The sequence below is a fragment of the Streptomyces sp. NPDC005483 genome (assembly GCF_040606035.1).
Classification (GTDB): domain Bacteria; phylum Actinomycetota; class Actinomycetes; order Streptomycetales; family Streptomycetaceae; genus Streptomyces.
Window position 1 is genome coordinate 265,365 of the sequence record NZ_JBEXEA010000013.1, and the last position, 16,230, is coordinate 281,594.

Consider the following 16,230-nt stretch of genomic DNA (forward strand, 5'->3'; position numbering starts at 1 on the left):
CCTCACGGACCGACGGCGGGCGGCGGGGAGCTCGGCCCACACACACCGGCCGAGCCGCTGCCGCACGTGACGGAGATCATCGGGGCGCTCAGACCGGCCTGAGCGCCGCCCGGGTCCCCCGCCGTCGCCGTCACCAGGGCGGTCTCGTCGAGCCCGGCTTCGGCAGGCGTCGATTCGCGCCGGTAGGCGTCCAGGTCGCCCACCAGCGTCACCGCGCCCGCGGGCCGGGGGCCGGGGGCGACGGTTCACGCCCTCGCCCACCAGCCCCACAGCTACCGGTATCCGAGCCGGTCGGCGTGCGCCGCCCCCCTGAGCGGCTGCTCTGCCTCACCACGCCGAAGTCCAAGCAGCGGCCGCCACCCCTGCACGGCAGCGGACACCCCTCGGGTAGCGTCCGGCTCATGGACAGCGGCACGAACAGCGGTTTCGACACCCAGGGCGCCGGAATCACCGTGCAGCGCGCGCTGGAGCTGCCCGGTCTGCGCAGCGGGCTCCCGGAGATCCTCGCGGGCGCGGACCGGCTCACCCGGACCGTGCGCTGGGTGCACGCGGGCGAGGTCCCGAACATCGCCTCCCTGCTGAAGGGCGGGGAGCTGCTGCTGACCACCGGCTACGGGCTCGGCACCCGCCCGGCCGAACAGCGTGCGTTCGTGCGCACCCTGGCCGAGCGCGGGATCGCCGCCCTGGTCGTCGAGCTGGGCCCGCGTTTCACCCGGCTGCCCGCGGCCCTGGTCGACACGGCCCGTGCCACCGGGCTGCCGCTCGTCCAGCTGCACCGCGAGGTGCCGTTCGTGGCGGTCACCGAGGAGATCCACACCGAGATCGTCAACGGCCACTACGCACTGCTCCAGCGGGCCGAGGAGGTGCACCGCCGCTGTACCGAGGCCCTGCTGGGCGGCGGCGGTGTCCCGCAGGTCCTCGGCATCCTGGCCGACTTCAGCGGTAACCCGGTCTTCCTGGAGACGACGGACGGGCAGCTGCTGTACGCCGCCGGGGAGGGCCCCGAGGGCGCCGATCCGCTCCAGGTGTGGGAGGGGCTGCGCGGCCAGCACAAGGACACCCCGCCGACCGGCTCGGCCCTCGTGGACGTCCCCGGGGGCGGGCCCGGCGCGGGTTCGGTACGGGCGAGACTGGTCCTGCTTCCCGTACGGGCCCCGCTGGCGCCCGTGCACCGCATGGCGGCCGAACGCGCGGCGGGCATCCTGGCCGTCGTCCTGATGCAGGCACGCCAGGAGGAGGAGCTCGCGGCCCGCGGCCGTGGCGACTTCCTCACCGACCTCGCCGAGGGCCGCATCACCCCGGAGGACGCCCCGGCGCAGGCGCGCGTGCTGGGCTTCAAGCCGGGCGCCGGCCCGCTGCTGCCCGTGGTGATGCATCTCGGCTCCTCGGGCGGCGGCTGGGCGGTACCGGCCCGGGCGGTCTCCGAGGAGCTGGCGTCGGTCGGCGTGCCCGTGCTGCTGGGCGTACGGCCCGTCGAAGGCCGTGTGCTCGTCCTGCTCGGGCTGCGCTCGGAGTCGGACCGGCCGGCGGTCGCGGACCGGGTCGCGGCTGCTCTGCGGGCGGGCGTGGAGCGGGCCGGGGTGCGGCGCCCCGGCGCTCAGCCGCCGGTCGTCGTCGTCGCGGTCGCCGGTGGCTGGGCGGCGGCCTCGGCGGGCCTGCGGCACGCGGCGGAGACGGCGACGGCGGCGCAGGGCCTGTCGGACCGCCCCTGGTACGACGCCCGCCGCCTCGACATCGACCTGCTCCTGTGGCGGCTGCGCGACCACCCTGACCTAGCCGCCTTCGTGGACCGCGCCATCGGCCCGTTGCGCGCCCACGACGACCGCTCCAAGCCGCCGCTGCTGCCGACCCTGGAGACCTATCTGGCACACGCGGGCCGCAAGGCGGAGACGGCCCGCGAACTCCACCTCAACCGGCAGACCCTCTACAACCGCCTCGCCCGCATCGGCGAGTTGCTGGGCACGGACCTCGACGACCCGCAGACGGTACTGGCGTTGAGCCTCGCGCTACGGGCACGCCGGCATGTGCCCTAGCTTTCCCGGGCTTTCAGATGAGCGGCCGGTGCCGGGTCAACTCGTCGTAGACACTGAGCACCTGCGCGACGGTCTCGTCCTCGGTCGGCCAGGTCGCCGCCTGGCGCACCCCGCGCTCCTTGAGGAGCTCCCGGCGCTCGGGATCGCCGAGCAGCCGTACGACGGCGTCCGCGAGGGCCACCGGGTCGCCGTACGGGACGAGTTCGGCCGCGTCGCCGACGAGTTCGGGGATACCGCCGACCCCGGTCGCCACGAGCGGCACGCGCGCGTGGAAGGCCTCCTGGGCGAGGACCGAGCGCGCCTCCCAACGGCTCGGCAGAATCGCGAGATCGGCGGCCGCCAGCAGTTCGGAGACGTCGTCGCGTCGCCCGATCAAACGAACCGGCAGACCTTCTTCCTCGATACGGCTCTGCAGGACCGCCCGCAGCGGCCCCTCCCCTGCGACGACGACCAGCGGTACCGGGTCCAGAAGGCGCCACGCGCGCGTGGCGTCCAGCAGCGTCTCGTACCCCTTGTGCCGCTCCAGGGCGCCGACGGCCATCAGCAAGGGCCGCCCGATGGCCCCGAGTTCGGCTCGCACCTTGGGCCTCAGCCGGTCGGGATCCTCCTGTTCGACGACCCCGCGCGGCCCGGGCAGGGCGACGGCGGCGAGCCGTGCGTCCCGGGCACCGGTCCTGCGGGCCCGGTCCACGAGCGCGGAGGTGGACCCGAGCACCACGGAAGCGGCCTTCACGACCCGGCGTTCCAGAAGGCGCACGAAATGGGCCCGCGCGCCCTCGGCGTACGCCCGGTCGTGCCAGGTGACGACCAGCGGGGTCCGCCGTCCGCTGAGCGCGAGCACCGCGCGGAACGAGGCGTGCAACCCGTGCGCGTGCACCAGATCGGCGTCCGCGCACGCCGCCCGCAGCACGGCCACGGAGGTCGGATCGCTGCTGCGCGGCACGTGCACGTGTTCGGCACCGGCCCCGGAGAAGTCGTAGGAGCGATCCGCCTCGGCAGGGGCGCACACCGTGACCCGCACGCCCCGCGCGACGAGCCCCGAGGTCAGGGAGCGCACATGCGCGCTGCTGCCGGCATTGCCGCCGCCCAGCACCTGCACGGTGCGCAGCGGCGACTGGCCGTGCGGTGAGTGGCTGCTCACGGGGGTCACGTGGCCGGGGCTCCTGGTTCGGGTCGGACGGTCACGAGGAAACGTACAGAAGGTATCGAGCGGAGGGGTGTACCGCGCGCTTCCTACGCGTGATGGGTTCTCCGCCAAGGATGCCAGGACGTACAGGCGTTCCGCGCATGCGGAGAACGGGGGAAGGGTGCGTGCGGCGAGTCGGGGTCACTCACAAGAGTGACGGAAGCCCTGTTCCGGCCTGAAGCCCGCAGCCGACAGACGACTCACCTGATCCCCGCAGACGGCCGCGGCGACAACCGCGGCCGCGTGCGCAAGGAGCCCCAGCCTTCCGTTCCCGGCGACGACAGCGGCTCCCAACGCCGCCCCCAACGCATGCGCCCCCACATCCCCGATCATCGCGCGCTCACCGAGGTCGTCCGGCAACACGGCCACCGCGGCCCCCACGGCGACGCCGGCCAACTCCGACCGCACCATCCCCGACGTCCCGAGCGCGGCCACCGTACCGGCCGCCCGACCCGGCCGTACGTCCACGAGGTTGACGAAATGCGCGGCCCCGGCGATCACCACACCCGCGAGCGCCTTGTCGACGGCTCGCTCCTTCATCAGCGCGCCCGCGACCAGGCCGGCCGCCGAGATCCCGAACAACTTGACGGCCCCGCTGGTGACCTCACCGTCCCGCAGCGCACCCAGATGCGCCCGGAACCCCCGCCGATGGTCTCCGGCGAGGTCGTCGTACGCCCCGCAGAGGCCCGCGACGGCGACCGCCATCCCCGCAGCGGGCCGAATCCGCCCGGCCCCGACCGCGGCGGCCAGCGCACTCGCGGGCCCGGCGTACAACCCGACCGTCCGCCCTGCGTAGTTCGTCCGCTCCCAGCGCTCCCGCCCGCCCGGTGCCGTGGCCCGGAGGACGGCCATGCCGGCGCGCGTCAGGGCCGCGGTGACGCCGAGGGACGCACCCCTCACGCGTCCGCCCGCGCCGTCGCCAGCAGCTCCTCGGCGTGCGCCCGGGCCGTCTCCGAGTCCTCCTGCCCGGCGAGCATCCGGGACAGCTCCCGAACCCGCTCCTCGCCCTCCAGCACCTTCACGCCGGACCGGGTGACGGATCCGTCGTTGGTCTTCTCGACCAGCAACTGCCGGTCGGCGAAGGCGGCGACCTGGGGCAGGTGCGTCACGACGACGACCTGCGCGGTCTTCGCGAGCCGCGCGAGACGCCGCCCGATCTCGACCGCGGCCTTGCCGCCGACACCGGCGTCGACCTCGTCGAAGAGATACGTCGGCACGGGGTCCGTCCCCGCGAACACGACCTCCACGGCCAGCATCACGCGCGAGAGTTCACCGCCGGACGCGCCCTTGGCGATGGGCCGCGGCGGGGCGCCCGGGTGCGGGGCGAGCAGCAGCTCGACCTCGTCGACGCCGGACGGCCCGTACGCGACCGCCCGCCCGCCGACCTCCACACCGTCCGGGTCCTCGGTCTGGCGGATGGCGAAGGACACGCGCGCGTGGGGCATCGCCAGCGAGGCCAGCTCTGCCGTCACCGCCGCCGCAAACCTCTCCGCGGCCTCGGTTCGCGCGTCCGACAATGCCTGCGCCAGCCCGCCCAGTTCGGCCCTGAGCGCGTCCCGCTCGGCGGTCAGTTCGTCGATCCGCTCGTCGTCGCCGTCCAGTTCCGTGAGGCGCGCGGCGCTCTGCTCGGCCCACGTGAGCACGGCGGCCACGTCCTCGCCGTACTTCCGCGTCAGCGCGGTGAGCGCGGCCCGCCGCTCCTCGACGGCCGACAGCCGCAGCGGATCGGCGTCCAGGTCGTCGGCGTATCCCGCGAGCTCCCCGGCCACATCGCCCAGCAGGATCCCGATCTCCCCGATCCGGTCGGCGAGCGCGGCCAGGGCGGGGTCGTACGACCGTACGGCCTCCAGAGCCCGCTGAGCGCCCGCCACGAGCGTCGCGGCGTCGATGCCCTCGGGATCCTCGGGGTTCCCGGCAACGGCGGCGTGTGCGGCCGTGGCCGCCGAGGACAGGGCCTCGGCGTGCCCGAGCCGCTCGGCTTCCTCGGCCAGCTCGACGTCTTCCCCTGCCCGAGGCTCCACGCCGGCGATCTCGTCGAGCCCGTACCGCAGCATGTCGGCTTCCTGGGCCCGCTCACGCGCGCGCGTGACGATCTCGTCCAGCTCGACGGAGACGGACCGCAGCCGCCGGTATGCCTCGGTGTACTTGGCCAGCGGCACGGCGACGGCATCGCCCGCGTACCGGTCGAGCGCCTGGCGCTGCCGGTTGAGCTTGAGAAGCCCCTGCTGATCGGTCTGCCCATGGACGGCGACCAGCTCGTCGGCGAGCTCGGCGAGCACCCCCACGGGCACCGACCGCCCGCCCAGATGCGCCCGGGACCGCCCTTCGGCGGAAACGGTACGGCTGATCAACAGCGCCCCGTCGTCGAGCTCCGCCCCCGCTTCCTCGGCCCGTACGAGGACGGAGTCGCCGGCGGACACGGTGATCCGCCCCTCCACGACCGCCTTCTCGGCCCCGATCCGCACGAGCGCCGCGTCCGCCCGCCCACCGAGCAACAGCCCCAGGCTGGTGACCACCATGGTCTTGCCCGCACCCGTCTCACCGGTGACAGCGGTGAACCCGGGTGACAGCTCGACGACAGCGTCATCGATGACTCCGAGCGACCGTATCCGCATCTCTTCCAGCACGGTGAAGACCTTACGAGGTCCGAGCAACGAGATGCGAGGCCCCCTGTCACTCGGGCGAGTGGAGGTTCTCAGGGGCGCGGGGCTGTATCGATTTGCGGGTCCGCCGCGCGGGCGCGAGCAACCACGAATCGCCCGCAGCCGCCCACGCTCCGCAACCAGCCCCCGCAGATGGCTAGTGCGGCGCCCCCCGCCACCCGGAAACCGGCAGAGCGAACTTCGCCACAAGCCGGTCGGTGAAGGAGGCATGATGCAGTCGAGCCAACCGCACCGGCACAGCCCCCCGCCGCACCTCGACCCGCGCCCCTGGAGGCAACTCGAAGGTCCGCCGCCCGTCACACCACAGCACACCCGGCGGAATATGAGGCAACAGCTCCACCGCCAGCACGGAGTTCGGCGAGGTCACCAACGGCTTGGCGAACAGCGCGTGCGCGGAGATCGGCACCATCAACAGCGCCTCCACCTCAGGCCAGACCACAGGCCCACCAGCCGAAAACGCATAAGCCGTGGACCCGGTAGGCGTGGACAGCACGATCCCGTCACACCCGAACCCCGTCACCGGCCGCCCGTCGATCTCCAGCACGACCTCGAGGAGCTTCTCCGCACCGGCCTTCTGCACAGCGGCTTCGTTCAGCGCCCAGTCGGTGTGAACGATGTCCCCGTTCCGGTGAACGACGACATCGACCGTCATCCGCTCCTCGACCTCGTACGCCTTGGTCACCACCCGGTCGACGACCTTGTCGAGATCGTCCCGCTCGGCCTCCGCGAGGAATCCGACACTGCCCAGGTTGACGCCCAGCATGGGCACCCCGGACGCGCGGGCGAACTCGGCGCCGCGCAGCAGCGTCCCGTCACCGCCGAGCACGATGAGCAGCTCGCACCCTTCGAGGCACTGCGGAGTCGCCTCCTTGACCAGCTGCACCTCGGGCGGCAGCGGCAGGTCGGCCGCCTCGTACTCCAGGACGCGCACGCCGATGTCGGAGCGCAGCAGCCCCTTCACGACCAGCTCGGCGCTGCGAATGGCCGCGGGCCGCCCGGTGTGGGCGAGCAGGAAAACAGTACGAGCTCGGTTCTGGCTCAACGCGGCCCCTCCGCCACTGCACGGTCGACATCGGCCGGGTCCAGGGCGGGCGCCCCGGCACGCAGCCACAGAAAGTATTCGACATTGCCCGAGGGCCCGGGCAACGGACTGGCCGTGACGCCCCTCACCCCGAGCCCGAGTTCCCACGCCTTCTCGGCCACTCCCCGCACGGCCTCCGCCCGCAGCTGCGTGCTCCGTACGACTCCCCCGCTGCCCAGCCGTTCCTTCCCCACCTCGAACTGCGGCTTCACCATCATCACCAGATCGGCATCCGGCTTCACGCACCGCACCAGGGCGGGCAGTACCAGTCCGAGCGGGATGAAGGACAGATCCCCCACGACAAGATCCACTGGTTCCCCATCGATCGCTTCGAGCGTCAACTCGCGTACGTTCGTACGGTCCTTGACGGTGACGCGTTCATCGCTCTGGAGAGACCACGCGAGTTGTCCGTAGCCGACGTCGACGGCGACCACGTGCGCGACCCCGGCCCGCAGCAGCACATCGGTGAAGCCGCCGGTGGAGGCACCGGCGTCCAGCGCCCGCCGCCCCTCGAGAGCCAGCCCCTGCGGCCCGAACACCTGAAGGGCGCCCGCGAGCTTGTGCCCGCCCCGGGACACGTAGGCGGGATCGCTGTCGTCGCTCTGGACCACGATCGCCGCCGCGGTCTCCACCTGGGTGGCGGACTTGGTCGCGACGGTCTTGCCGACGGTGACCCGCCCGGCCGCGATCAGCTGCGCGGCATGCTCACGCGAGCGCGCGAGCTTCCGCCGGACCAGCTCCGCGTCCAGCCGAAGGCGTACGACTCCTGCCACGTTCGGTTCAGCTCCTAGTGCCATACGAGGGTGAGGGCACCCGCTGGTCATACGACGGCGAGGGCGCCGGGGGTCCCGGGCGCGCGTCCAGCGCAGTGAGCGCGTCGCGCAGCCCTTGGTGTACATCCTCGTACACCTCGATGTGCCCGTCCGTGGCGAGGTGGTCGGCGTCGCCCAGCCGCTCCAGCTGAGCGTCGACCTCGGCGTTGCCGGTGGGGATGCGGGGCACGTTCAGAGGGGCGGGGCCGGCCGGGTCGTGCTCGGGTTCGGCTGCGGCCTCGTGTGAAGGCTCTGGAACTGCGTCGTTCATGCCCAGACGCTACCCCGAACCGCTGGGGTACCGTCGAGCGCGATGGCCACGATCGAGGAGTGCCGTGCCGCACTCGAGAAGCTCTCCGACAACATGGGCAACGCCGAGGGGGATGTCGCCACGGCGGCGTCCATGGACCGCTCGGTGAGCTGCCGTATCACCGATCTCGACGTCACCTTCGTCGGCCGGATGACGGGCGGCCGGATCGTGGTGCGGGACACGATCCAGGGCCCCCCGAAGGAGAAGGCCCAGATCGGACTCACCCTGGCGGGCGACGATCTGGTGGCGCTGGTGAACGGCGAGCTGAACTTCGCCAAGGCCTGGGGTTCGGGCCGGGTGAAGCTGGAAGCGGGCCTGCGCGACCTGCTCCGGCTCAGGAAGATTCTGTAGCACTCACCGTCTCGCTGCCGGCCTCCACGCGCGCGCGTGCCTTGCGCGAGGCCGGCACCACCAGCGGTGTCCCCGTCTCCGGATCGTCGATGACCTGGCAGCGCAGCCCGAAGACCTCCTCGACCAGGCCGGCCGTGACGATGTCGTTCGGGGCTCCCTCGGCGATGATCTTCCCGCTCTTCAGCGCGATGAGGTGGGTGGCGTACCGGGCCGCGTGGTTGAGGTCGTGCAGGACGGCGACCAGGGTGCGGCCCTGCTCCTCGTGCAGCTCGGCGCAGAGGTCGAGGACGTCGATCTGGTGCTGGATGTCGAGGTAGGTCGTCGGCTCGTCGAGGAGGAGCAACGGGGTCTGCTGGGCGAGCGCCATCGCGATCCACACCCGCTGCCGCTGACCGCCGGACAGCTCGTCGACGTACCGCTCGGCGAGTTCCTCGACCCCGGTCTGCCGCATGGACTCCTGGACGACCCGCTCGTCCTCGGTGGACCACTGGCGCAGGATGCCCTGGTGGGGGTAGCGGCCGCGGCCGACCAGGTCGGCGACCGTGATCCCGTCGGGTGCGATCGACGACTGCGGGAGCAGGCCCAGCGTCCGGGCGACCTTCTTCGCGGGCATCGACTGGATGACCTGCCCGTCGAGCAGCACCTTGCCCTGGCTGGGCTTGAGCATCCGCGAGAGGGCTCGCAGGAGGGTGGACTTGCCGCACGCGTTGGGGCCGACGATCACCGTGAAGGAGTGGTCGGGTATCTCCACCGACAGCTGCTCGGCGATGACGCGCTGGTCGTAGGCGAGGGTGACGGCGTCGGCGGACAGACGGTTCACGGTGCTCCTTGGGGTGTTCAGTCCGCTGGTGAGGATGGTCTCGGCGCTCATATCCGGCCCGCCTTGCGCTCGGTGACCAAGAGCCACAGCAGGTAGACGCCGCCGAGGACTCCGGTGACCACGCCGACGGGCAGCTGGTCGGCGCCGAAGACCTTCTGCGAGATCCAGTCGGCGGTGACCAGGAGGGTGGCGCCCATGCACAGGGACGGCAGCAGGTTGGGGCCGGGCGAGCGGGTGAGGCGGCGGGCCAGCTGCGGTGCGGTGAGCGCGACGAAGCTGACCGGTCCGGCGGCCGCGGTGGCGGCGGCGGTGAGCAGGACGGCGGCGACCAGGAGCAGCAGCCGTACGCGCTCGACCCGCACGCCCAGGGCGCCCGAGACGTCGTCGCCCATCTCCATCATCCTGAGGCCGCGCCCGTTGACGAGGACGAGCGGGACGAGGACGGCGCACAGCCACAGCAGCGGCCAGACCTGCGCCCAGTCCCGGCCGCTCAGGGAACCGGTCATCCATACGACGGCCTGGGCGGCCTCGGTGAGCGTGGACCTGGTCAGCAGATAGCCGTTGACCGCGGTGACGATCGCGGAGACCCCGATGCCGACCAGGACCAGCCGGTACCCGTGTACACCCTGTTTCCAGGCGAGCAGATAGATGGCGAGTCCGGTCACGAGCCCGCCCACGAGCGCGCCGAGGGTGATCTGGTTCGCGCTTCCGGAGAACAGCACGATCATGGTGAGCGCCCCGGCCGTGGCTCCCTGGCTGAGACCGAGCACGTCCGGACTGCCCAGCGGATTGCGGGAGATGGCCTGGAACAGCGCGCCCCCGAGCCCGAGCGAGGCGCCGACCAGGAGCCCGACGAGGACCCGCGGCAGCCGCAGCTCGTTGATGATGAACTCCTGCCCGGCGTTGCCGCTCCCGAGCAGCGTCTTGAGCACGTCCCCGGCGGGGATCGGGAAGTCGCCGGTGCCGATCAGCACCACGCTCGCGGTGAGCGCGGCGAGCAGGATCAGGGCGACGACGACGGTGGCCCGGACGTCCAGCCGGACGGAGAACCCGCCGGGGGTCCTGATGGCACGGTTGGTCCTCACAGCTGGGCCGTCCTCCGCCGTCGTACGAGAAAGATGAAGACCGGCCCGCCGATGATCGCGGTGACGATGCCGACCTGGAGCTCCGCGGGCCGGGCCACGATCCGGCCGATCACGTCGGAGCCCAGCAGCAGCACGGGCGACAGGACGGTCGCGTACGGCAGGATCCAGCGCAGGTCGGGGCCGGTGAAGGAGCGCACGATGTGCGGGACCATCAGGCCCACGAACACGATCGGACCGCACGCGGCGGTCGCGGCCCCGCACAGCACGGTCGCGGAGAGCATGGCCAGCGCCCGGGTGCGGTTGAGGTGGGCTCCGAGGGCCTTGGCGGTGTCGTCGCCCATCTCCATCGCGTTGAGGGGCCGGGCGAGCGCGAGGGCGAGGAGTGAGCCGGTCGCGAGGAAAGGCAGCACCTGGAGGATGGTCGAGTTGTCGGCCGAGGACAGTGAACCGACCGTCCAGAAGCGCATCTTGTTGAGCGCCTGGCCGTCAGTGATCATCACGGCCTGGAGATAGCCGTACAGCGCCGCGCTGATCGCCGTACCGGCCAGCGCGAGCCGCACCGGAGTGGCACCCCGGCTGCCGCCCAGGAACCAGACCAGGGCACCTACCGCGGCCGCGCCGAGAAAGGCGAACCACACATAGCCGCTCAGCGAGGTGACGCCGAAGAAGGTGATCGCGGTGACGACCGCGGCGGACGCGCCCGCGTTGATGCCGAGCAGCCCGGGGTCGGCCAGCGGATTACGGGTGAGTGCCTGGAGCACCGCCCCGGACAGGCCCAGCGCGGCGCCCGCGAGCAGCCCGAGAACGGTCCGCGACAGCCGGTCGGCCACCACGACGTCGCCGTAGGTCCCCGTGTCCTGGAACAGCCCGTGCCAGACCTGTTCCACGGACAGCCCTTTCGCCCCGACCGCGATGCTCGCCATCGCGACGAGCACCAGGATCACGACGGACACGAGGAGCCCAAGGACTCGTATCGCCCGGCGGGTCGGGGGCGCGGGGGCGGTCTCCGCGCGCTGTTCGGGAGGACTGTCGACCAACACGCAGTTAGGTTAGCCTACCCTGCCAACGAGCCACGATCCCGAGGTCCTGACCGCTCCCGAACTCACCGAAGTCCCTTCGAGCCCAGCGGCTCACAGCCCCAGCCTGGCCAGCGCCTTCTCAGCGTCCAGCTCGCACACGCCTTCCCCGGCCGCCGTCCAGGCCGCCGCGCACAGCGCCCGCAGCCCGTCCAATGCCTCGCCGTCACCGTCGAGTTCCAGCCGCTCCTCGCCCGCCCTCGCGGTCCAGCCACCGCACCGGAAGCCTTCTCCCGCCTCGGTGACCTCGGGCTGCCCGGTGAGCATCCCCCGCAGATCGGCGTCCACATAGGTCGGCCGGTGCTGCGGCGGCGCGGCCAGCAGTTGGGCGCCGTCGGTGACTCCCGTGAGCACGAGCAGCGAGTCCACCTCCCCGTTGAACGCGCCCTCGATGTCGGTGTCCAGCCGGTCCCCGACCACCAACGGCCGCTCGGCGCCGGTCCGCAGGATCGTCTCCCGGTGCATGGGAGGCAACGGCTTGCCCGCGACCTGCGGCTCGGCACCGGTCGCAATCCGCACGACCTCCACCGCGGCGCCGTTGCCCGGCGCGATCCCGCGCCCACTCGGAATCGTCAGGTCGGTGTTGGACGCGAACCAGGGCACCCCGCGCGCGACGGCGTAACTGGCCTCGGCGAACCGCCCCCAGGGCAGGTCCGGCCCACCGAAGCCCTGCACGACCGCAGCCGGATCGTCGTCCGCCGATTCCACGGGCTCGAGCCCCCGCTCACGCAGGGCCACGCGCAGTCCCTCGCCACCGATGACAAGGACCCGTGAACCGGCCGGCACCTGCTCGCTGATCAGCCGCGCGACGGCCTGCGCGGAGGTGATGACGTCGTCGGCCCCCGTCGGTATCCCCAGCTCGGTGAGGTGCTCGGCCACGGCATCGGGCGTACGCAGCGCGTTGTTGGTGACGTAGGCGAGGTGCATACCCCCCTCCCGCGCGGTGGCGAGCGACTCGACGGCGTGCGCGATCGCGTTCCCGCCCGCGTACACCACCCCGTCGAGGTCGAGCAGCGCGGTGTCGTACGCCTCGCTCAGGGCCTGCTCACTGCCCTCGGGCCTCGTCCTTGCGCGCTGGCTCATTCCGCATCGCTCCTCGTTCGACGGCTTTCCCCCGATCATCCCCCATGCCACCGACACCCGTACGATGCCGGGATGAACACAGCAGGTCACCCGGAAGCAACAGCGCGCCGAGGCCTGGAACTCACCCCGTTCCGAGGCCTGCGCTACGACCCCGACCGGGTCGGCAGCCTGGCCGCCGTGACATCACCGCCGTACGACGTCGTGGTCCGCCCCGACGGCCTGCACCAGCTCCAGTCCAACGACCCGTACAACATCGTCCGGCTGATCCTCCCGCAGGCGACGACACCGGCCGAACGCAACGAACAGGCCGCCCGCACCCTGCGCGGCTGGCTCTCCGAGGGCATCCTGGCCGCCGATCCCGAGCCCGGTCTGTACGTCTACGAACAGCAGGACGGCGCCGGCCTGCTCCAGCGCGGAATCATCGGCACCCTGCGCCTGTCGGAGCCGTCGGAGGGCGTGGTCCTGCCCCACGAGGACGTCATGCCACATGTCGTCGCCGACCGCGCGGCCCTCATGCGCGCCACCTCCGCGAACCTGGAGCCCCTGCTCCTCACCTACCGCGGCAACGGCTCGGAGTCCGTCACGACGACCGCGATCGAACGCACGGCCCAACAGCCCCCGCTCCTCGCCACCACCACCGAGGACGGCTACAGCCACCGCCTGTGGTCGATCACCGACCCCACCGAAGTGGCCCGCATCCGGTCGGACCTGACCCAGCACCAGGCCCTCATCGCCGACGGCCACCACCGCTGGGCGACCTACCGCCGTCTACGCGCGGAGCACCCGTCCCCCAGCCCCTGGGACCACGGCCTGGTCCTCCTCGTCGACACGGCCCGCTACCCCCTCCGCGTCCGCGCCATCCACCGCCTCCTGCACGACGTCCCGGTGTCCCGGTCCCTGGCCCTCCTCGACGGCCTCTTCCGGGTACGACACCTGGCCGTGCCCCTCGCCGAGGCCCTGGACGTCCTCGCCGACGCGGCCTGCGCGGGCAACGCCTTCCTCCTCGCCGGCGACGGCGACTTCCACCTCGTGGACCGCCCCGACCCGGACCTCCTGTCCCGCACGATCCCCACGGACCGCCCCGCCGCCTGGCGCACCCTGGACGCCACGGTCCTGCACGCCACGCTCCTCGCCCACGTCTGGCACATCCCCGAGGACGACCCCGCCCGCATCGCCTACATCCACGACACGTCCGCCACGGTCGAGAAGGCGGAACGCGACGGCGGCACGGCGGTCCTGATGCACCCGGTCCGCGAGGACGTCGTCCGCGAGCTCGCCCGCCAGGGCGTCACGATGCCCCGGAAGTCGACGTCGTTCGGCCCGAAACCGGCGTCGGGTCTGGTCCTGCGCGCACTGGACGTATGACGCACGAAGGGGCGGGATCCCAGGATCCCGCCCCTTCGTTCACCGACGGCACATGTCAGTCCTTGAGGTCGCCTTCCTCAACGTCCTCGCCGTCCTCGTCCTCCACGACTCCTGCTTCTTCGACTTCTTCTACGACGTTCTCGGCGGCCTCGCCGTCACCTTCGTCGTCCTCGTCGTCCTCGTCGTCCTCGTCGGCGAAGGCGTCGACGAACTCGACCCCGTCCAGCTCGGCCAGCCGGTCGGAGGCGTCCGTGCTGCCGTCCTTGTCGGACTCCACGGCCTTGGCGAACCACTCCCGCGCCTCGTCCTCCCGACCGGCCGCGAGCAACGCGTCGGCGTACGCGTACCGCAGTCGCGCGGTCCACGGCTGCACCGAGTTGGAGGCCAGCTCGGGGCTCTGCAGCGTCACGATCGCCGCGTCCAGCTGCCCCATGTCACGCCGGGCACCGGCGGCGACGAGCCGCATCTCCACCTGCCCGGCCTTGTCGAGCTTGTGCACCTCGGGCGCCCCGGCCATGTCCAGCGCCTTCTCCGGCCGCCCGAGCCCACGCTCGCAGTCGGCCATGACGGGCCACAGCTCCACGTTCCCGGTCATCCGCCGGGCGGCGCGGAACTCGGCGAGGGCCTCGCTGTACTTCTGGGTGGCGTACGCCGCGAACCCGGCCGCCTCCCGTACGGCGGCGACACGCGACGCGAGCCGCAGGGCCACCTTGGAGTAGCCGTAGGCACCCTCGGGGTCCTCGTCGATGAGCCGGGCGACCATCACCAGGTTCTTGGCGACATCTTCCGCGAGCCCCTTCGGCAGGCTCTGCAGCTCCTGCCGTACGTCCTTGTCGATCTCCTCGCCCGTGACGTCCTCGGGGATCGGCAGCCGCTTGATCGGCTCACGGTCACGGTCCCGCTCGTCACGGAAACGCCCGCCACCGCCGCCGCGCCGATCGTCGCCACCGCTCCGGTCGTCCCGCCCACGGAACCCACCGGGCCGCCCACCACGGTCGTCCCTACGGGGTCCACCGCTGCCACCACGGTCGTCACGGCGGGGCGGGTAGCTGCTGCCGCGGTTGTCATCGCGACGGAAGCCGCCGCGGTCACCACCGGCACTGCGGTTGTCGTCACGGCGGAAGCCGCCACGGTCGTCGCTGCGGCGGTCGTCACGGCGGTCATCGCGACGGTCGTTGTCACGGCGGAAGCCACCGCGGTCGCCGCGGTCGTCGCTGCGCCGGTCATCACGGCGGTCATCGCGGCGGGGCGGGTAGCTGCTGCCGCGGTTGTCGTCCCGGCGGAAGCCGCCACGGTTGTCGTCGCGGCGCTCTACGCGCTCGCCACGATCCCCGCGGTCCCCGCGGTCGTCACGACGGAAGGCAGGACGGTCACCGTCACGCCGGAACCCACGGTCACGGTCGTCCCGGCGAGGCCCGGCCGGCCGGTCATCACGACGGAACGGAGGACGAGCCCCACGATCACCACCACGGTTGTCACCACCACGGTCGTCACGGCGGGGCGGGTAGCTGCTGCCGCGGTTGTCATCGCGACGGAAGCCGCCGCGGTCACCACCGGCACTGCGGTTGTCGTCACGGCGGAAGCCGCCACGGTCGTCGCTGCGGCGGTCGTCACGGCGGTCATCGCGACGGTCGTTGTCACGGCGGAAGCCACCGCGGTCGCCGCGGTCGTCGCTGCGCCGGTCATCACGGCGGTCATCGCGGCGGGGCGGGTAGCTGCTGCCGCGGTTGTCGTCCCGGCGGAAGCCGCCACGGTTGTCGTCGCGGCGCTCTACGCGCTCGCCACGATCCCCGCGGTCCCCGCGGTCGTCACGACGGAAGGCAGGACGGTCACCGTCACGCCGGAACCCACGGTCACGGTCGTCCCGGCGAGGCCCGGCCGGCCGGTCATCACGACGGAACGGAGGACGAGCCCCACGATCACCACCACGGTTGTCTCCACCACGGTCGTCACGGCGGGGCGGGTAGCTGCTGCCGCGGTTGTCATCGCGACGGAAGCCACCGCGGTCACCACTACTGCGGTTGCCACCACGGTCATTGCCGCCACGGTCGTTCCCACCGCGGTCGTTGTCGCGGCGGAAGCCGCCGCGGTCCCCCCGGTAGCCTCGATCGCCACGGTCACCACTGTCCCGTCGTTGCTGATCGCGCTCCGGTCGGTCATCGGGAGAGTTGGTGGACATGGTGACTCCTGTCTTCGGCACTGCAAGCATTCAAAAAAAACAAAAGGACCCCTGGCCCCAGCTGAACGCTGGGACCAGGGGTCCTCCAAATATTGTTCGGCGGTGTCCTACTCTCCCACAGGGTCCCCCCTGCAGTACCATCGGCGCTGTGAGGCTTAGCTTCCGGGTTCGAAATGTAACCGGGCG

The 16,230-nt window shown here is 72.2% G+C and carries 17 protein-coding genes and 1 rRNA gene; 3 read left to right on the plus strand and 15 right to left on the minus strand.

Annotated features, from left to right (window positions below):
- Nucleotides 1-2: 2 nt before the first annotated feature.
- Nucleotides 3-203 carry a hypothetical protein gene (locus tag ABZT06_RS25775; protein WP_355745300.1) on the minus strand — a complete coding sequence of 67 codons (201 nt, stop codon included), beginning with the start codon at nucleotides 201-203 and terminating at the stop codon, nucleotides 3-5.
- Between the two features lie 198 nt (nucleotides 204-401).
- Between ABZT06_RS25775 and ABZT06_RS25780 the strand changes: the two genes are divergently transcribed.
- Nucleotides 402-2,033 carry a PucR family transcriptional regulator ligand-binding domain-containing protein gene (locus ABZT06_RS25780; RefSeq protein ID WP_355745303.1) on the plus strand — a complete coding sequence of 544 codons (1,632 nt, stop codon included), beginning with the start codon at nucleotides 402-404 and terminating at the stop codon, nucleotides 2,031-2,033.
- Between the two features lie 13 nt (nucleotides 2,034-2,046).
- On the opposite strand, the gene ABZT06_RS25785 is transcribed toward ABZT06_RS25780, so the two are convergent.
- The 6 genes from ABZT06_RS25785 to ABZT06_RS25810 all read right to left on the minus strand — a co-directional run bounded on the left by ABZT06_RS25785 (nucleotide 2,047) and on the right by ABZT06_RS25810 (nucleotide 8,046).
- Nucleotides 2,047-3,183 (minus strand): glycosyltransferase family 4 protein, encoded by a 1,137-nt coding sequence (locus ABZT06_RS25785; protein ID WP_355745306.1) that lies wholly within the window; start codon nucleotides 3,181-3,183, stop codon nucleotides 2,047-2,049.
- A gap of 177 nt (nucleotides 3,184-3,360) precedes the next feature.
- Nucleotides 3,361-4,071, minus strand: a complete 711-nt coding sequence (locus ABZT06_RS25790; RefSeq protein WP_355745344.1) for a hypothetical protein — start codon at nucleotides 4,069-4,071, stop codon at nucleotides 3,361-3,363.
- Between the two features lie 44 nt (nucleotides 4,072-4,115).
- The gene (recN, locus tag ABZT06_RS25795; protein ID WP_355745347.1) at nucleotides 4,116-5,834 is read right to left on the minus strand and encodes a DNA repair protein RecN; all 1,719 of its coding nucleotides are present in this window, start codon (nucleotides 5,832-5,834) and stop codon (nucleotides 4,116-4,118) included.
- Nucleotides 5,835-6,018: 184 nt separating this feature from the next.
- Complete coding sequence (locus tag ABZT06_RS25800; protein ID WP_031048921.1) at nucleotides 6,019-6,924, minus strand: NAD kinase; 906 nt, start codon at nucleotides 6,922-6,924, stop codon at nucleotides 6,019-6,021.
- Entirely contained in the window at nucleotides 6,921-7,736 is an 816-nt protein-coding gene (locus tag ABZT06_RS25805; RefSeq protein WP_355745309.1) for a TlyA family RNA methyltransferase, read from the minus strand. The genes ABZT06_RS25800 and ABZT06_RS25805 overlap by 4 nt, the downstream gene beginning before the upstream one ends.
- A 7-nt stretch (nucleotides 7,737-7,743) precedes the next feature.
- On the minus strand, nucleotides 7,744-8,046 hold the full coding sequence (locus ABZT06_RS25810) for a hypothetical protein (RefSeq protein WP_355745311.1): 303 nt from the start codon (nucleotides 8,044-8,046) through the stop codon (nucleotides 7,744-7,746).
- 42 nt (nucleotides 8,047-8,088) lie between these two features.
- Here ABZT06_RS25810 and ABZT06_RS25815 point away from each other — a divergent pair, with 42 nt between their 5' ends.
- A complete protein-coding gene (locus ABZT06_RS25815; protein ID WP_355745312.1) occupies nucleotides 8,089-8,436 on the plus strand; it encodes a sterol-binding protein in 348 nt (115 codons plus the stop codon).
- Here ABZT06_RS25815 and ABZT06_RS25820 read toward each other — a convergent pair.
- The 4 genes from ABZT06_RS25820 to ABZT06_RS25835 form a co-directional block, all read right to left on the minus strand.
- Entirely contained in the window at nucleotides 8,420-9,307 is an 888-nt protein-coding gene (locus ABZT06_RS25820) for an ABC transporter ATP-binding protein (RefSeq protein ID WP_355745314.1), read from the minus strand. The two genes, ABZT06_RS25815 and ABZT06_RS25820, sit on opposite strands and share 17 nt — an antisense overlap.
- Nucleotides 9,304-10,341, minus strand: a complete 1,038-nt coding sequence (locus ABZT06_RS25825; RefSeq protein WP_355745317.1) for an iron chelate uptake ABC transporter family permease subunit — start codon at nucleotides 10,339-10,341, stop codon at nucleotides 9,304-9,306. Before ABZT06_RS25825 ends, ABZT06_RS25820 begins: the two co-directional genes overlap by 4 nt.
- The gene (locus ABZT06_RS25830) at nucleotides 10,338-11,381 is read right to left on the minus strand and encodes an iron chelate uptake ABC transporter family permease subunit (protein ID WP_355745320.1); all 1,044 of its coding nucleotides are present in this window, start codon (nucleotides 11,379-11,381) and stop codon (nucleotides 10,338-10,340) included. Before ABZT06_RS25830 ends, ABZT06_RS25825 begins: the two co-directional genes overlap by 4 nt.
- A 90-nt stretch (nucleotides 11,382-11,471) precedes the next feature.
- Nucleotides 11,472-12,500 (minus strand): HAD-IIA family hydrolase, encoded by a 1,029-nt coding sequence (locus ABZT06_RS25835; RefSeq protein WP_355745323.1) that lies wholly within the window; start codon nucleotides 12,498-12,500, stop codon nucleotides 11,472-11,474.
- 72 nt (nucleotides 12,501-12,572) lie between these two features.
- Between ABZT06_RS25835 and ABZT06_RS25840 the strand changes: the two genes are divergently transcribed.
- The gene (locus ABZT06_RS25840; protein ID WP_355745326.1) at nucleotides 12,573-13,865 is read left to right on the plus strand and encodes a DUF1015 domain-containing protein; all 1,293 of its coding nucleotides are present in this window, start codon (nucleotides 12,573-12,575) and stop codon (nucleotides 13,863-13,865) included.
- Nucleotides 13,866-13,920: 55 nt separating this feature from the next.
- On the opposite strand, the gene ABZT06_RS25845 is transcribed toward ABZT06_RS25840, so the two are convergent.
- The 4 genes from ABZT06_RS25845 to rrf form a co-directional block, all read right to left on the minus strand.
- On the minus strand, nucleotides 13,921-14,736 hold the full coding sequence (locus ABZT06_RS25845; protein WP_355745350.1) for a tetratricopeptide repeat protein: 816 nt from the start codon (nucleotides 14,734-14,736) through the stop codon (nucleotides 13,921-13,923).
- A gap of 440 nt (nucleotides 14,737-15,176) precedes the next feature.
- Nucleotides 15,177-15,551, minus strand: coding sequence for a hypothetical protein (locus ABZT06_RS25850; RefSeq protein WP_355745356.1), 375 nt, complete (start codon nucleotides 15,549-15,551; stop codon nucleotides 15,177-15,179).
- Between the two features lie 84 nt (nucleotides 15,552-15,635).
- Nucleotides 15,636-16,025, minus strand: a complete 390-nt coding sequence (locus ABZT06_RS25855) for a hypothetical protein (RefSeq protein WP_355745358.1) — start codon at nucleotides 16,023-16,025, stop codon at nucleotides 15,636-15,638.
- 113 nt (nucleotides 16,026-16,138) lie between these two features.
- Nucleotides 16,139-16,230: ribosomal RNA gene (rrf, locus tag ABZT06_RS25860) — 5S ribosomal RNA — on the minus strand; the annotation flags it as partial.